The sequence below is a fragment of the Alteromonas sp. Mac1 genome (assembly GCF_001562125.1).
Lineage (GTDB): Bacteria > Pseudomonadota > Gammaproteobacteria > Enterobacterales > Alteromonadaceae > Alteromonas > Alteromonas stellipolaris.
The window spans coordinates 1387275-1403520 of record NZ_CP013932.1 but is presented as its reverse complement, the minus strand read 5'-3'; the positions used below and the strand labels follow the sequence as shown (position 1 = coordinate 1403520).

Sequence of the window (16246 nt, the reverse complement as noted above, 5' to 3'; positions counted from 1 at the left end):
AGCTATGCCCCTCGCATTAGACAAAAGTCTAATTTAACGGGTAAGTAAATAAAAAGCGTTAATCTTGTGAAAGATTAACGCTTTTCCATCGTTCTATTAGTTTTTGAACTGTGGCTTTCCCAAAAATGACCGACAAAATATTAATCGTTGAAGACGACCAAGATATCGCCAATTTAATGCGGGTTAATCTGTTAGAACTAGGTGTTGAAATAGAACATCAAACTGACGGAAAAATAGCACTGGAATGCGCGTTATCTGATGAATACGCCATTGTGATTCTGGATGTAATGCTACCTAGTATGAGTGGCCTAGATATATGTAGGAAGGTGCGCGATGCCTTACCTATGCAAAGCATTATTATGCTTACCTCGAAAACCTCTGAAACCGATAGGGTCTTGGGGTTAGAGCTTGGCGCTGATGATTACATGACAAAACCTTTTAGCGTAAGGGAGCTGCAAGCAAGGGTGCGTTCTCAGCTTCGAAAATATCATGTGGTGCAACAAACTCAAGCGACTCAACCACAAGCAGATACACCGTTAACACTAGGCCGATTAACTATCGATCAACGGAACCATCAGGTGTTTCTATCTGATGAAGAACTGGTACTAACCGCCACTGAATTTGAACTGCTTCATCATTTGGCCAGCCACCCTGGACAAGTGTTTAGTCGTAGTCAGTTATTAGAGTCGGTGTGGGGCTATCACCATAGTGGATACGAGCACACGGTGAACTCGCACATTAATCGGTTGCGTTCAAAATTAGAAAACGATGCTACTGCACCTCAAATCGTACAAACCGTTTGGGGCGTAGGGTATAAATTTAATCCTCAAGGAGTTTAACCCCATGAAATTTGGCTTTTATCCTCGCCTTGCTGTGTGCTTGGTTGGTGTATTTATGGTGGTGATGATTGCCTGTTTTTACTCCACAAATTTATTGCAAAAGCGTACTCAACAAGAAGCTGAACAAAAACTGCATATCGGGTTGGCCGAACACTTGGTTAGCGATAATCCGCTGCTTAAAGAAGGCGTATACGATTATGAAGCCCTTGGAAATCTTTTTCATACGTTAATGATACTAGGGCCAAGCTTCGAGTTTTATTATTTAGACCCTGAGGGCACCATACTCACGTATTCAGCTGAACCTGGCAAAGTAAAAGCTACGTCGGTGGATATCGCGCCGATAAAACAACTGATTAATACCGATCGCGATTTTCCTATTGAAGGCGACGACCCAAGAAATATTGGCCTGCAAAAAATATTTTCGGCAGCACCGGTTTATAACAATGAGAAGTTGCAGGGCTACCTTTACGTTATTATTGGTGGTGAGCGTTACGATTCTATTATCGCGAATTTACAAAACAGCCAGAGCATGCGCGAAGTGGCGTTGTTCATGTTTGTTGGTTTGTTTTTATTATTGTTGGCCCTTCTTGTGTTATTTAAATATTTTACCACGCCATTAAGGCGCTTAAGCGATGATATGGACAGCGTGCGTGAAGCTGATTTTCATCGTGAAAAATTGCCCCCTCACTTGGCTAAATGGAACAGAAACAGTGCCAACGAGATAGACCGTTTGGGCAGTGCATTTACCGACATGCTTACCCATATAGACAACCAATTTGACCAGCTTAATAAAATTGATAGCCAGCGCAGAGTATTGTTGGCCGACTTATCTCACGACCTTCGCACTCCTTTGGCTAGTCTTCAAGGTTACATTGAAACGCTTGCGCTAAATGAAGATAGCTTGTCTAAAGAAGATAGAAGGCACTTTGTAGATATCTCTTTAAAAAATGCGAAAAATTTAAAGCATCTTATCGACCAAATATTCGAGCTAGCGTATTTAGAAGGCGGACAAGTTACCTTGCATCAAGAGTCTTTCCCGCTAGGCGAATTGCTGCACGACGTAGCGGCAAAATTTGAGCTTGAAGCGAAACAGAAAAATATCGCCATTAAAGTTATTCCCGACCACTTTGAATACTACGTGTTTGCTGATATTGGTAAACTTGAGCGTGTGCTTACGAATCTTATTGCCAATGCTATTCGCCATACCCCAGCAGATGGCAGCATAGACCTTGCTGTGGTGCTACACAACGATAAGCTAAGGGTAGATATTCGTGATACTGGCATTGGTATTAGCGATAAAGAAATTGCCTATATTTTTGATGCTAGGTATCAGGCCAGTAATACAGAAAAAGACACCTGTAGCCACGCAGGTTTAGGTTTGGCTATTTGCAAAAAGCTTATGACACTGCTTAATTCAGATTTGCGAGTAGAGAGTCAATTAGGGAAGGGCACGTGTTTCAGCTTTGAACTTACGTTAGCGAACAGCCATTAAAGTTAGATTTATAGTGGTAGGTTAATTATAACGGTAGGTTAAATATAACGGTGCGTGGATTATAACGGTACTTTGATTTTAAGCGGGCATAAGGCTACGCAGCAGCATGGAAGAATTTCGTCATCATCAATAAAGGCGAGGGGATCGGTAGTGTATTCTACTTCGCCTTCAATCAGCTTAGTTCTACACGCACCACAAAAGCCTTCACGGCAATGGTAGTGAATATTGATGTTAGCGGCTTCAAGGGCGGTAAGAAGCGTAGTATCAGGGGGGGAAGAAATACACCCCACATCAACAACGTCGATGCGGAGTGTTTTATCATTATTGCTCATTATTTTTCGGTGTTGATTCCGGCGTTTTTTCTCTGCGTGCTTTGTTAGCGGTAGCGCTCGAAATTAGCTTCGCGGTAGCGCTCGAAATTAGCTTCGCGCTAGAGCTCGAAATCAGCAAAATCGTCTTCACTAACGGCAGAGTCAATTTGACCAACCAAATAAGAACTAATTTCAGACTCTTGTGGTGCTACCTGAACGTTGTCAGAGTTAAGGTAGTTATTCATCCACGGCAGAGGATTGCTGCTGATATCAAATGGGGCGTCTAGACCAATTGCCGTCATACGTTGATTCGCAATATATTCAACGTAAGAACAAAGGATTTCTTTGTTAAGGCCAATCATAGAGCCGGTTTTGAATAGGTAATCAGCCCATTCTTTTTCTTGCTCAACCGCGTTCATGAAAATTGCGCGAGCTTCTTCTTTGCAGTCTGCTGCAATTTGCGCCATTTCAGGATCGTCTTTGCTTCGTGCCCACAAATTTAAAATATGTTGGGTAGAAGACAAATGCAGGTTTTCATCGCGGGCAATCAGGCGGATAATTTTTGAATTACCTTCCATCAACTTGCGTTCCGCAAAAGCAAACGTACAAGCAAACGACACGTAGAAACGAATTGCTTCTAAGGCATTTACTGAGTTCATGCACAAATACAGTTTTTTCTTTAGTTCGTACATGTTGATGGTATGAGGCACGCCATCAACTGTGTGCACACCTTCACCTTGTGTTTGCCATAATTGAGTGGCAAAAATAAGGTCGTCGTAGTACTTCGAAATGTCGGCGGCACGGCGCTTAATTTCATCGTTAACCACAATGTCTTCAAAAATATCGCTAGGATCTGAAAACAGGTTGCGCAAAATGTGCGTGTAAGAGCGAGAGTGAATGGTTTCAAAGAAAGACCATGTTTCCACCCAGGTCTCAAGCTCAGGCAACGAGATGATAGGTAGAAAGGCAATATTAGGGCTGCGGCCTTGTACCGAGTCTAATAGGGTTTGGTATTTCAAGTTTGAAATAAAGATGTGCTTTTCAGGGTCGGTTAATTTTTGAAAATCAACTCGATCGCGAGATACATCTACTTCCTCAGGGCGCCAGAAAAAGCTAATCTGCTTTTCAATAAGCTTTTCGAAAATGGCATGCTTTTGTTGGTCGTAACGGGCTACATTCACCGGATTACCGAAAAACATAGGTTCAACCAATGGGTTGGTACTTTGCTGATTAAACGTAGTATATTTCATGAGTGCCTAACTAAAAACTTAATGATAAACGCGTTTTATTATTTATGTTCTTGCTGCGATACCGATTTCGCAAAAGCGAGTGCGTGCTAAATTTTGCACGCACCGCCTGCACAATCATCGTCTTCTTCTATAACCACTTCTTCTTGACGAGGTAACGGCTCATTGGCTTTAACTTCTAATGCTGAAGCGTCTGTCGCACCATCGCGTGTGTTGTGGTAATACAGGGTTTTCACACCCAGTTTGTAGGTTGTTAATAGGTCTTTCAGTAACAGCTTCATAGGAACCTTGTTACCGTCATAACGGCTAGGATCGTAGTTGGTGTTAGCAGAGATAGTTTGGTCGATAAACTTCTGCATAATACCTACTAGCTGTAAGTAACCATCGTTCGAAGGAATATCCCACAACAATTCGTACTTGTCTCTTAAGCGCTCGTACTCTGGTACTACTTGCTTAAGCACACCGTCTTTACTTGATTTAATACTAATAAAGCCACGTGGCGGCTCAATACCGTTGGTTGCGTTTGAAATCTGAGAAGATGTCTCAGAAGGCATTAACGCAGACAAGGTAGAGTTACGTAAACCGTGAGTCTTAATTTCTTCACGAAGCGCATCCCAATCGTAATGAAGTGGCTCGTTACATACGCCATCAAGATCTTTCTTGTAGCTATCGATAGGCATAATGCCTTGCGAATAAGTGGTTTCGTTAAACTTAGGACACGCGCCTTTTTCTTTCGCAAGATTGTTCGATGCTTTCAGTAGGTAATACTGCATTGCTTCAAACGTGCGGTGAACAAGACCATTAGCGCTATGGTCTGAATATTTCACACCATTTTTCGCTAAGTAGTAAGCGAAGTTGATAACACCCACACCTAAGGTTCTGCGACCCATAGTGGCATTGTATGCCGCTGGAACTGGGTAGTCTTGGTAATCGAGTAGGTTATCAAGCGCACGTACTGCAAGGTCTGACAACTCTTCAAATTCGTCTAGCGACTTAATGGCGCCTAAGTTGAAAGCAGACAGCGTACAAAGGGCAATTTCACCTTCTTCGTCGTTAACGTGCTGCAACGGCTTAGTAGGTAGTGCAATTTCAAGACAAAGGTTACTTTGACGTACAGGTGCTACTTCAGGGTTGAACGGGCTGTGAGTATTACAGTGGTCAACGTTTTGAAGGTAAATACGACCTGTGCTTGCACGCTCTTGCATGAACAAGCTGAAAAGCTCCATAGCTTTAATGCGCTTCTTGCGAATGTTGTCGTCGTTTTCGTATTGAACATACAAACGCTCGAACTTTTGTTGATCAGCAAAGAAAGCATCGTAAAGACCAGGTACGTCAGATGGACTAAATAGTGAAATATAGTCATCTTTCATCATGCGTTGATACATGAGTTTGTTGAACTGTACGCCGTAGTCTAAGTGACGAACACGGTTTTCTTCAACACCACGGTTGTTCTTAAGCACTAATAACGATTCAACTTCCATATGCCATAGCGGGTAGAACAAGGTAGCTGCGCCACCACGAACACCGCCCTGAGAACAGCTTTTAACCGCTGTTTGGAAGTATTTATAGAATGGGATACAACCCGTGTGAAAAGCTTCACCGCCGCGAATAGGGCTACCTAATGCGCGAATACGGCCAGCATTCACACCGATACCAGCTCGCTGGCTTACGTATTTAACGATGGCGCTAGCCGTGGCGTTGATTGAATCAAGGCTGTCGCCAGTTTCAATTAATACACACGAGCTAAATTGACGAGTAGGGGTACGTACACCAGACATAATAGGCGTAGGTAGTGATAACTTAAACGTAGAAGCAGCATCGTAGAAACGACGAATATAGCTCATACGGGTATCTTTCGGGTAGTTAGCGAACAGACACGCTGCTACCAAGATATAAAGGAACTGGGCACTTTCGTAAATTTCACCGGTTACACGGTTTTGAACCAGGTATTTACCTTCAAGCTGCTTAACGGCGGCGTAGCTGAAGTTCATGTCGCGCCAATGATCGATGTAGGTATCCATCTCGGCAAATTCTTCAGCAGTATAATCTTCAATTAAATGCTTATCGTATTTGCCCATCTCAACCATGTTAGTGACATGGTTAAACAGTGCAGGGGGCTCGAACTGACCGTAGGCTTTCTTGCGAAGGTGGAAAATAGCAAGGCGAGCTGCCAAGTATTGGTAATCAGGCGCGTCTGTAGAAATTAAGTCAGCTGCTGATTTGATAAGGGTTTCGTGAATTTCGCTGGTATTGATACCGTCGAAAAACTGAATTTGAGCTTTAATTTCAACTTGTGAAACTGAGACGTTCTCAAGTCCTTTTGCAGCCCATGTCACCACCTTATGAATTTTTTCTAAGTCGATGGATTCTTGCTCACCATTTCGCTTGGTGACGGATAAACTATTATTCATGTTACTCTGGCCGTTGTCTGTTAGCGCGCGAGGCGTGGGTATATCACCCTGTTATAATGTGTATTCTTTTTTAGGTTAGTTGTTTCGCTGCGAAGTAATACATCTGCGTAAGACCATTTGCGCGATTTACACAACTAATCACGACCAACCCTAAACTTATTAGCGCATAAGTTTGAGAGGAGCCGCTGAATTCTTTTCATTAATAGTATGTTTTGTCTGATCATCCGAAAAAACGCAGTGAAAGGATCGTTGTCGATCTCAATGTTACCCCAAAAATCGCTTTGGGATCCCGCGTTGGATTAAACACAAGATAGTGAGGTTTGCGTCACAATGCAACCCAATATCTGGTGCTTAAACGACCACTTAAACTGGCACGGATTTTAGGTTAGTAGTGACTAACTTTTTAGCTTTCTACAAGCCTTAAATATAGTGATTGCAAGTACTATTCGAAAAAATGATCGAGGCTTAAAATAATTTAACTTAATATCGTACTTAACACCTAAACACGATATGTGGTGTTGAAATTATCAACAAGCCCCAATATGTAGTGCTAATTAATCTTGCGACACCGTATATAGTAGGTAGTTAACATCCACATTCCGGTCAGACAGATAAAAACCTTGGGAAACTGGGTCCATATGTAAGCCGGTCATATCTCGTGGTAACAAACCAGCCTCATCTGTCATCTGCATGAGTTCAGAAGGTTTAATGAATCGAGAATGATCGTGAGTGCCTTTTGGAACAAGCTTTAATAAATACTCAGCGCCAACGATCCCCATTAAATAAGACTTTATATTTCTATTTAATGTAGAGAAGAAAACATGCCCGCCAGGCTTAACCAATTTAGCGCAAGCTCGCACTACCGAAGCGGGATCTGGCACATGCTCTAGCATTTCCATACAGGTAACTACATCGAACTCACCAGCATGACTGTCTGCGAATGATTCAGCGGTCACGCAGTGGTACTCAACGTTAATGCCCGACTCTAAACCGTGAAGCTTGGCAATTTCTAATGATGCACTTGCCATATCTAGGCCCACAACTTCAGCACCGGCTTTCGCCATCGACTCTGCTAATATGCCGCCGCCACAACCAATATCTACGACTTTTTTGTTGAACAGGCCTTTACTGTGTTGATTAATAAAATCTAAACGAAGTGGGTTAATTAAATGTAGAGGTTTGAACTCACCTTCAGGATCCCACCATCGTGAGGCTAACTCTGAAAACTTATCAATTTCCTGCTCATCAACGTTTGTCATTTATATTTTTTCCTTTCTGCGCCAGCTTATTATTTTGCACTGATATAGAGAACCGATTTTGCAAAAGAACCCGCATGACTGATGCCGCTGTACAGATAGAAGCTATCTGCGATTAATTAAACACTACCTATATAAGAGCAGTAACATAACGCAAAACCAGCGTTAAGGCATCGTTTTTGGAACTCGAATGCGGTTTAGCGTGTCTGCTTGAACGAAAAATAATCGCTTGTTGACGAGTACGTAAGGAAGGGCAATTAAGCGCTACATAAATGTGTCATCAAGTGTTACACTCGAAGCAAGATTATGACCCCATAATAACAATGCAAATCTATCGTTTGCTTCTCTATATTGTGTAGATTGAGCTAGATAGATAATGCAGAACAAACCGAAATAAAGGGATTAAGCAGTTTATGTCTGATAACGCTAACGAAATCCTCCCCGTTAATATTGAGGAAGAGTTAAAGAACTCCTATCTCGATTACGCGATGAGCGTTATTGTCGGGCGAGCATTGCCTGACGTAAGAGATGGTTTGAAGCCTGTACACCGCCGTGTGTTGTTCGCAATGAACGAACTGAAAAACGACTTCAATAAACCATACAAGAAATCTGCCCGTGTGGTAGGTGATGTAATTGGTAAGTATCACCCACATGGTGATTCTGCGGTATACGATACTATTGTACGTATGGCCCAGCCATTCTCGCTTCGCTACATGTTGGTAGACGGCCAAGGTAACTTTGGTTCGGTAGATGGCGATTCAGCCGCTGCGATGCGTTATACCGAAATACGTATGGCAAAAATTGCCCACGAACTTCTTGCCGACCTCGATAAAGAAACCGTCGACTTCGTACCTAACTACGATGGTACTGAACACATTCCAGAAGTGTTACCTACTAAGGTTCCTAACTTACTGGTAAACGGTTCTTCTGGTATCGCGGTAGGTATGGCAACTAACATTCCGCCACATAACTTAACTGAAGTTATTAACGGCTGTATTGCCCTTATTAAAGACCCATCAATTACGATTGATGACTTAATGCTTCATATCCCTGGTCCTGATTTCCCAACTGCCGCTATGATCAGTGGCCGTAAAGGTATTGATGACGCTTACCGTACTGGTCGCGGCAAAATATACATGCGCGCCAAAGCGGAAATTGAAACGGAAGATAACGGTAAAGAAACCATTATCATCAACGAAATTCCGTACCAAGTTAACAAAGCTCGCCTAATTGAAAAAATTGCTGAGCTAGTTAAAGAAAAGCGCATCGAAGGTATCTCTGCACTACGTGACGAGTCTGATAAAGACGGTATGCGTATTGTTGTTGAAGTAAAACGTAACGAATCAGCGGAAGTACTACTTAACCATTTATATGCCAATACTCAGCTACAAACAGTATTCGGTATTAACATGGTTGCGTTAGATAACGGCCAACCTAAAGTCTTTAACTTAAAAGAGACCTTAGAAGCCTTTATTCTACATCGCCGTGAAGTAGTAACCCGTAGAACCGTATTTGAACTACGTAAAGCCCGCGATCGTGCACACATCCTTGAAGGTCTAGCTATTGCGCTAGCCAACATCGATCCAATCATTGAGCTAATTAAAGCCTCTCCTGGCCCTGCTGATGCGAAAAAAGCATTAGTTGCACAAGGTTGGGATTTAGGCGATGTATCGCAAATGCTTGAACGTGCAGGTGATGATGCTGCACGTCCAGATTGGTTAATGCCTGAGTTTGGTATTCGTGATGGACAATACTTCCTTACTGAACAACAAGCACAAGCTATTCTAGACCTTCGTCTGCATAGACTTACTGGTCTTGAGCACGAAAAAATTCTTGAAGAATATAAACAGCTTCTAGAAGTTATTGCTGAACTACTTCACATCCTTAATAGCCCAGAGCGATTAATGGAAGTGATTGAAGAAGAGCTTGAAAAAATTCGTGACGAATTTGGTGACGAGCGCCGTACTGAAATTACTGCTGCTAGTCACGATATTGATATTGAAGACCTGATTGAACAAGAAGACGTTGTCGTTACCTTGTCTCGTGAAGGCTATGTGAAGTATCAAAAACTAAACGATTATGAAGCGCAGCGTCGTGGTGGCCGTGGTAAATCGGCAACTAAGATGAAAGACGAAGACTTCATTGAGAAACTATTGGTGGCCAATACCCATGACCACATTCTTTGTTTCTCAACCCGTGGCCGTTTGTACTGGCTGAAAGTTTATCAATTGCCGTTCGCGAGCCGTAATGCCCGTGGCCGTCCAATTGTGAACATTCTTCCTTTAGAAGATAACGAGCGTATTACTGCAATTTTACCTATCAAAGAATTTGAAGAAGGTAAGTTTGTATTAATGGCTACGGCTAACGGTACAGTGAAGAAAACAGATTTAAGCCTTTATTCACGTCCACGTTCAAGCGGTATTATTGCCGTTAACTTGAACGAAGGTGATGAACTAATTGGTGTTGACATTACCCATGGTGACGACGACATTATGTTGTTCTCAGACGCAGGTAAAGTGGTTCGCTTTAACGAAAAACTTCGTGATAGCGAAACAGGTAACGTTAAGTTAGATCCTGAAACTGGTGAAGAACTACTCGCACTACGTCCAATGGGCCGAACTGCTACGGGTGTTCGTGGTATCAGATTACAAGACGACCAACGCGTTGTTTCTCTAATTGTACCTCGTGGTGATGGTCCTATCCTTACTGCCACAGAGAACGGTTTTGGTAAACGTACGCCACTTGAAGATTACCCAGCGAAGAGCCGTGCTACACAAGGTGTAGTATCTATTAAGGTTTCTGAGCGTAATGGTAAAGTGGTTGGCGCGGTTCAAGTTGATGAATCCAATGAAATTATGCTTATTTCTGACCAAGGTACCCTAGTACGTACCCGCGTTGGCGAAGTTTCAGTAGTAGGAAGGAATACCCAAGGTGTTCGTCTTATCCGCACTGTTGAGAACGAGCATGTTGTTGGCTTACAACGTATAGAAGAAGTAGTTGAAGAATTGCTAGAGCTAGATGAAGATGGCAATCCAATCGCTATAGAAGAACCTATTGAGCAAGAAGAAAACGCTGCACAAGACGGCGACAGCTCAACGACAGAAGAGTAGGGTATTGCCCGCTTAATTTAAAAGCGGGCAGTTATCGGTGTTCTTTATTACAAGCGGCTTAGGCCGCTTGTTATTTTATAGGTGTTGAAAAACGCAATGAAAGAGGTTTTCAATTTTAGCGCTGGCCCGGCAAAGTTGCCTGAAGCCGTAATGCAAAAAGCACAAGCTGAATTTACTAACTGGCGCGACTCAGGTTGCTCGGTAATGGAAGTCAGCCACCGCGGAAAAGATTTCATCGAGATAGCAGCCAAAGCTGAACAAGATTTGCGCGACTTACTCTCGGTTCCTAAAAATTACCATGTTCTTTTCACCCACGGCGGTGGACGTGGTCAATTTGCAGCGGTTCCCCTTAACTTATCGTCTGCGTCAGATACCAGCCTTCACTTGGTGAGTGGATCTTGGTCTGATGGTGCGGTAAGCGAAGCAGCTAAATACAACAACGCTGTGGTAGTTGGTGAGCTTACTAAAAAAGATGGTTTGCATTACATGCCTCAACCATCGCTTGCCAATGTAGACCAATCTGCAGCGTATTACCATTTCTGTCCAAACGAAACCGTTGACGGTATCGCTTACGATTGGTTACCGGAGTCTGGTGATGTGCCACTAGTTTCTGATATGTCGTCTACCATTTTGTCTCAGCCTATTGATGTTGCTAAACACGGTCTTATTTACGCCGGTGCGCAGAAAAACATTGGCCCAAGCGGTTTATCGGTAGTGATTGTTCGTGAAGACTTAGTGGGCAAAGCTCGCAAAGAAACACCGTCAATTTTCGACTACGCATTAGCAGCTAAAGCTGATTCAATGTACAACACGCCACCTACGTTCTCGTGGTACTTGGCGGGGTTAGTGTTTGAATGGCTTAAAGAGATGGGCGGCGTTGATGCCATGGCAAAACGCAACAGCGAAAAAGCGTCTCTGTTGTATTCTGCTATAGACAGCTCTGATTTTTATGCTAGCCAAGTACACCCAGACAACCGTTCTAAAATGAACGTACCGTTTCAGTTGGTTAACTCTGAATTAGACGCGCTGTTTTTAAGCCAAGCACAAGACGCTGGTTTAATGGCACTAAAAGGTCACCGCTCTGTAGGCGGAATGCGTGCTAGCATTTATAACGCTATGCCTGTTGAAGGGGTGATGGCGTTAGTAGAATTTATGCGTGAATTTGAACGAGTAAACGGGTAGTCATGGAACAGTTAACATTAGAACCTATTAGCAAAGTATCGGGGACAGTAAACGTTCCTGGGTCTAAAAGCCTGTCGAACCGAGCGTTATTGCTTGCTGCTTTAGCTGAAGGCGAAACCGAACTAACAAACTTGCTTGATAGTGAAGATATTGAGCATATGCTAAATGCGCTAACTAAGCTTGGCGTAACGTATTCACTAAGTGAAGATAAAACCTGCTGCAAAGTGGTGGGTAACGGCGGGGCATTTACAGTTGCCGAGCCACTAGAGCTTTTCTTGGGTAACGCGGGCACGGCAATGCGCCCATTATGCGCTGCATTAGCCGCCAGTAATGTACAAGTCGTACTTACCGGTGAGCCGCGAATGGAAGAGCGTCCTATAGGCGATTTGGTTGATGCATTACTAATGGGTAACGCAGACATTGAATACCTTAAAAACGACGGTTTTCCACCGCTACAAATTAAAGGTAAGACTTTATGCGGCGGCGAAATGGAAGTAGACGGTAGTGTATCTAGTCAGTTTTTAACTGCACTTTTAATGTCTGCACCATTGTTTACAGGTGACGTGACCATTCGCATTAAAGGCGAATTAGTGTCAAAACCGTATATCGATATTACCTTAGATACCATGGCGAAGTTTGGTGTTGAAGTAAACAATGATAACTATCAAACATTCACCATATCTGCAGGGCAATCATATCGTTCGCCGGGTAAATTCATGGTGGAAGGTGATGCTTCATCGGCTTCTTACTTTCTTGCAGCCGGCGCCATTAAAGGCGGCACGGTACGCGTAACCGGTATTGGCCAAAATAGCATTCAAGGTGACATTCGTTTTGCCGATGTGCTTGAAGCCATGGGTGCAAAAATCACTTGGCATGATGAGTATGTGGAAGTAACAGGGGCACCACTTAAGGGTGTAGACATGGACATGAACCATATTCCTGATGCGGCCATGACCATTGCCACTACTGCACTATTTGCCGAAGGGCCAACCAGTATTACTAATATTTATAACTGGCGGGTAAAAGAAACTGACCGTTTAAACGCCATGGCCACTGAACTTAGAAAGTTGGGTGCAGAAGTAGAAGAAGGGCATGACTATATTAAAGTATGGCCAACGGATTCGTTAAAGCATGCGGCCATTGATACCTATAACGATCATCGCATTGCTATGTGCTTTTCGTTAGTGGCGCTCAGTGATACGCCGGTAACCATTAACGACCCAGGTTGTACCCGAAAAACTTTCCCTGATTACTTCACACGGTTTGCCACACTCTATTCTTAGTCTGTAGAAAGACCTTATTTCGTTCATAGCATATTATTTTCAAACGAAATTTAGCCTTATGTACAATGCCATCAACGTTCGATGGCATTGCTTATCTCTACTTAACGCGTATAATTGCGCGCGATTTTTACGTATTTTATAAATTCTGGAGCAGGTATGCATTCTACACCCGTAGTCACGGTTGACGGTCCCAGCGGTGCAGGTAAGGGAACGTTAAGTAGCTTACTCGCAAAGAAGCTTGGTTGGCACTTTTTAGATAGTGGCGCGATTTATCGTGTGCTTGCTGTCGCTGCGCTTCACCACGATTTGCCGTGCGACGATGAAGAATGTGTTGTTCCGTTAGCAACCGGTCTTGACGTAAGTTTTGAGACAGATAAAGACACCACACGGGTTATTTTGGAAGGCGAAGACGTTACTGACGACATTCGCACTGAAGATGTAGGCAGTGTTGCATCGAAGGTTGCTGCGTTACCTCGTGTTCGTGAAGCATTGCTTCGACGCCAGCGCGCTTTTCAACAAGATCCCGGCCTTGTTGCCGATGGTCGAGACATGGGTACGGTCGTTTTTCCAGACGCGCAGGTGAAGTTATTTCTTACTGCTAGCGCTGAAGCCCGTGCCGAACGTCGCTATAGCCAGTTGAAAGCTAAAGGTATGGATGTTAATATTGCGCGCCTTTTAACCGATATCAAGGCGAGAGATGAGCGAGATACACAACGTTCAGTCGCTCCATTGGTACCGGCACAAGATGCGGTAATTATAGACTCAACTGATTTGGATATTGACCAAGTCTTTGAAAAAGCGATGGATATCATCAATTCGCGCCTTTAAGTAAGGTGAGTTTTTAAGGTATTCAGAGCAGTGCTACCACAGGGAGTGGCGGCTTTTACTAATAACCCCACGTTATCCGGATTTGAAGCGTGGATATCAACTTAAAGTTAATTTAAACCTTATGACTGAAAATTTTGCACAACTTTTTGAAGAAAGCTTACAAGAACTAGAAACACGTCCAGGTTCAATTGTAAAAGGTACTGTAGTTTCTATCGACAAAGACATCGTTCTTGTTGATGCAGGCTTGAAATCAGAAAGTGCTATCCCAGCTGACCAATTTAAAAACGCTGAAGGCGAGCTTGAAATCGCTATCGGTGACGAAGTAGATGTAGCCCTTGACGCAGTAGAAGATGGTTTCGGTGAAACTATTCTTTCTCGCGAAAAAGCGAAGCGTCACGAAGCGTGGGTTGAGCTGGAAAAAGCTTACGATGATAAAGTTACCATTAAAGGTATTATCAACGGTAAAGTTAAAGGCGGTTTCACTGTTGAAGTTAACACAGTGCGCGCGTTCCTTCCTGGTTCATTGGTTGACGTACGTCCAGTACGTGACACAACTCACCTTGAAGGCAAAGAGCTAGAATTTAAAGTTATCAAACTTGACGCTAAGCGTAACAACGTTGTTGTTTCACGTCGTGCCGTTATTGAAGCAGAAAGCAGCGCAGAGCGCGAATCTCTTCTTGCTAACCTTGAAGAAGGCCACGAAATCAAAGGTATCGTTAAGAACCTTACTGATTACGGAGCATTCGTTGATCTTGGTGGCGTAGACGGTCTACTACACATTACAGATATGGCTTGGAAGCGCGTTAAGCACCCAAGTGAAATCGTAAATGTTGGTGACGAAATCAACGTTAAAGTACTTAAGTTCGATAAAGAGAAGCAACGTGTTTCTCTTGGCATGAAGCAAATGGGCAACGATCCATGGCAAGAAATTGCTTCACGTTACCCAGAAGGTACTAAGATCTCTGGTCAGGTTACGAATCTTACCGATTACGGCTGCTTCGTTGAAATTGAAGACGGCGTTGAAGGTCTTGTACACGTTTCTGAAATGGATTGGACTAACAAGAACATCCACCCATCTAAGGTTGTTAACCTAGGTGACACAGTTGACGTTATGGTTCTTGAAATCGACGAAGAACGTCGTCGTATTTCTCTAGGCCTTAAACAGTGCATCGACAACCCTTGGGAAACTTTCGCTAAGTCACACGAAAAAGGTGACAAAGTGTCTGGTAAGATCAAGTCAATCACTGACTTCGGTATCTTCATCGGCCTTGACGGCGGCATCGACGGTCTAGTTCACCTTTCTGACATTAGCTGGAACAAGTCTGGTGAAGACGCTGTTCGTGACTATAAGAAAGGCGACGAAATCTCAGCTGTTGTTCTTCAAGTTGACCCTGAGCGTGAGCGTATCTCTCTTGGCGTTAAGCAAATCGAAGAAGACCCTTTCAACAAGTATCTGACAGATAACAAGAAAGGTGCTATCGTTGTAGGTACGGTTACTGAAGTTGACGCTAAAGGCGTTACAGTTAACCTTTCTGAAGAAGTTGATGGCTACATCCGCGTTGCAGATTTATCTGTTGACCGTATTGAAGACGCAACTGAAGCTGCTAACGTTGGCGACAGCATCGAAGCGAAATTTATGGGCGTTGACCGTAAAAACCGCACCGTTAACCTATCTGTGAAAGCAAAAGATCAGGCTGACGAAAAAGAAGCTATCGACAAGGTTAATCAGCAAGAAGATGCTGGTTTTGCTAGCGCAATGGCAGAAGCATTTAAAGCTGCTAAAGGCGAATAATAAGCTATATGTGGGAGTGCCCAGCACTCCCTTGTTCGCAGTAGCTGTTTAACTATAATATTGAAACGAGGTTTGTATGACCAAGTCTGAATTAATTGAACGGCTCGCGGATCAAGCGCGTCAAATTCCTGCGAAAGATCTTGAACTGGCAATTAAAGAGCTTCTCGAACAGATGGCCCAGACCCTTCAAAAAGGCGATAGGATTGAAATTCGAGGATTCGGTAGCTTTTCATTACATTACCGCGCTCCGCGCGTGGGACGTAACCCGAAAACTGGCGAAACAGTAGAGTTAGATGGCAAATATGTCCCTCACTTTAAGCCAGGTAAAGAGCTTCGAGAAAGAGTAGACGCCTCCATAGCTTAAATAAAAAAAACCGCACTTGTTGCGGTTTTTTTATATCTAATGAAAAAAAATTTGGTATATTCGCAACTTAAGTTTAAATTAATGTCTGGATGCAGGTTTAATTTTTAAATCTGAATAGATTGTAGTTAATT

12 protein-coding genes are annotated in these 16246 nt (G+C 43.3%); 8 read left to right on the top strand and 4 right to left on the bottom strand.

Annotated elements, in window-relative coordinates:
• Nucleotides 1-125 precede the first annotated feature (125 nt).
• Both AV939_RS05825 and AV939_RS05820 read left to right on the top strand, forming a co-directional pair.
• Nucleotides 126-839 (top strand): response regulator transcription factor, encoded by a 714-nt coding sequence (locus AV939_RS05825; protein WP_057791969.1) that lies wholly within the window; start codon nucleotides 126-128, stop codon nucleotides 837-839.
• A 4-nt stretch (nucleotides 840-843) separates the two neighbouring features.
• Nucleotides 844-2331, top strand: coding sequence for a sensor histidine kinase (locus AV939_RS05820; RefSeq protein WP_061997331.1), 1488 nt, complete (start codon nucleotides 844-846; stop codon nucleotides 2329-2331).
• Nucleotides 2332-2390: 59 nt separating this feature from the next.
• On the opposite strand, the gene yfaE is transcribed toward AV939_RS05820, so the two are convergent.
• The 4 genes from yfaE to ubiG all read right to left on the bottom strand — a co-directional run bounded on the left by yfaE (nucleotide 2391) and on the right by ubiG (nucleotide 7559).
• Nucleotides 2391-2663 carry a class I ribonucleotide reductase maintenance protein YfaE gene (gene yfaE, locus AV939_RS05815; protein ID WP_057791965.1) on the bottom strand — a complete coding sequence of 91 codons (273 nt, stop codon included), beginning with the start codon at nucleotides 2661-2663 and terminating at the stop codon, nucleotides 2391-2393.
• A gap of 98 nt (nucleotides 2664-2761) precedes the next feature.
• Nucleotides 2762-3892, bottom strand: a complete 1131-nt coding sequence (gene nrdB / locus AV939_RS05810; RefSeq protein WP_061997330.1) for a class Ia ribonucleoside-diphosphate reductase subunit beta — start codon at nucleotides 3890-3892, stop codon at nucleotides 2762-2764.
• 86 nt (nucleotides 3893-3978) lie between these two features.
• Nucleotides 3979-6300, bottom strand: a complete 2322-nt coding sequence (nrdA, locus tag AV939_RS05805) for a class 1a ribonucleoside-diphosphate reductase subunit alpha (RefSeq protein ID WP_057791960.1) — start codon at nucleotides 6298-6300, stop codon at nucleotides 3979-3981.
• 554 nt (nucleotides 6301-6854) lie between these two features.
• Complete coding sequence (gene ubiG / locus AV939_RS05800) at nucleotides 6855-7559, bottom strand: bifunctional 2-polyprenyl-6-hydroxyphenol methylase/3-demethylubiquinol 3-O-methyltransferase UbiG (protein WP_061997329.1); 705 nt, start codon at nucleotides 7557-7559, stop codon at nucleotides 6855-6857.
• Between the two features lie 410 nt (nucleotides 7560-7969).
• Between ubiG and gyrA the strand changes: the two genes are divergently transcribed.
• The 6 genes from gyrA to ihfB all read left to right on the top strand — a co-directional run bounded on the left by gyrA (nucleotide 7970) and on the right by ihfB (nucleotide 16115).
• Complete coding sequence (gene gyrA / locus AV939_RS05795) at nucleotides 7970-10666, top strand: DNA topoisomerase (ATP-hydrolyzing) subunit A (RefSeq protein WP_061997328.1); 2697 nt, start codon at nucleotides 7970-7972, stop codon at nucleotides 10664-10666.
• A 96-nt stretch (nucleotides 10667-10762) separates the two neighbouring features.
• The gene (gene serC / locus AV939_RS05790) at nucleotides 10763-11848 is read left to right on the top strand and encodes a 3-phosphoserine/phosphohydroxythreonine transaminase (protein WP_061997327.1); all 1086 of its coding nucleotides are present in this window, start codon (nucleotides 10763-10765) and stop codon (nucleotides 11846-11848) included.
• Between the two features lie 2 nt (nucleotides 11849-11850).
• Nucleotides 11851-13131, top strand: coding sequence for a 3-phosphoshikimate 1-carboxyvinyltransferase (aroA, locus tag AV939_RS05785; RefSeq protein WP_057791953.1), 1281 nt, complete (start codon nucleotides 11851-11853; stop codon nucleotides 13129-13131).
• A 156-nt stretch (nucleotides 13132-13287) separates the two neighbouring features.
• Nucleotides 13288-13959 carry a (d)CMP kinase gene (cmk, locus tag AV939_RS05780; RefSeq protein ID WP_057791952.1) on the top strand — a complete coding sequence of 224 codons (672 nt, stop codon included), beginning with the start codon at nucleotides 13288-13290 and terminating at the stop codon, nucleotides 13957-13959.
• Between the two features lie 121 nt (nucleotides 13960-14080).
• Nucleotides 14081-15751: a 30S ribosomal protein S1 gene (gene rpsA, locus AV939_RS05775; protein WP_013784168.1), complete on the top strand. Its 1671-nt coding sequence runs from the start codon at nucleotides 14081-14083 to the stop codon at nucleotides 15749-15751.
• Nucleotides 15752-15827: 76 nt separating this feature from the next.
• The gene (gene ihfB / locus AV939_RS05770) at nucleotides 15828-16115 is read left to right on the top strand and encodes an integration host factor subunit beta (protein ID WP_013784167.1); all 288 of its coding nucleotides are present in this window, start codon (nucleotides 15828-15830) and stop codon (nucleotides 16113-16115) included.
• Nucleotides 16116-16246: the final 131 nt, after the last annotated feature.

Excerpts from the sequence above, each read along its gene's own strand:
- AV939_RS05825 (WP_057791969.1), top strand. The coding sequence starts at position 126 with ATGACCGACAAAATATTAATCGTTGAAGACGACCAAGATATCGCCAAT.
- rpsA (WP_013784168.1), top strand. The coding sequence starts at position 14,081 with ATGACTGAAAATTTTGCACAACTTTTTGAAGAAAGCTTACAAGAACTA.
- ubiG (WP_061997329.1), bottom strand. The coding sequence starts at position 7,559 with ATGACAAACGTTGATGAGCAGGAAATTGATAAGTTTTCAGAGTTAGCC.
- nrdB (WP_061997330.1), bottom strand. The coding sequence starts at position 3,892 with ATGAAATATACTACGTTTAATCAGCAAAGTACCAACCCATTGGTTGAA.
- nrdA (WP_057791960.1), bottom strand. The coding sequence starts at position 6,300 with ATGAATAATAGTTTATCCGTCACCAAGCGAAATGGTGAGCAAGAATCC.
- yfaE (WP_057791965.1), bottom strand. The coding sequence starts at position 2,663 with ATGAGCAATAATGATAAAACACTCCGCATCGACGTTGTTGATGTGGGG.
- gyrA (WP_061997328.1), top strand. The coding sequence starts at position 7,970 with ATGTCTGATAACGCTAACGAAATCCTCCCCGTTAATATTGAGGAAGAG.
- aroA (WP_057791953.1), top strand. The coding sequence starts at position 11,851 with ATGGAACAGTTAACATTAGAACCTATTAGCAAAGTATCGGGGACAGTA.
- ihfB (WP_013784167.1), top strand. The coding sequence starts at position 15,828 with ATGACCAAGTCTGAATTAATTGAACGGCTCGCGGATCAAGCGCGTCAA.
- AV939_RS05820 (WP_061997331.1), top strand. The coding sequence starts at position 844 with ATGAAATTTGGCTTTTATCCTCGCCTTGCTGTGTGCTTGGTTGGTGTA.
- cmk (WP_057791952.1), top strand. The coding sequence starts at position 13,288 with ATGCATTCTACACCCGTAGTCACGGTTGACGGTCCCAGCGGTGCAGGT.
- serC (WP_061997327.1), top strand. The coding sequence starts at position 10,763 with ATGAAAGAGGTTTTCAATTTTAGCGCTGGCCCGGCAAAGTTGCCTGAA.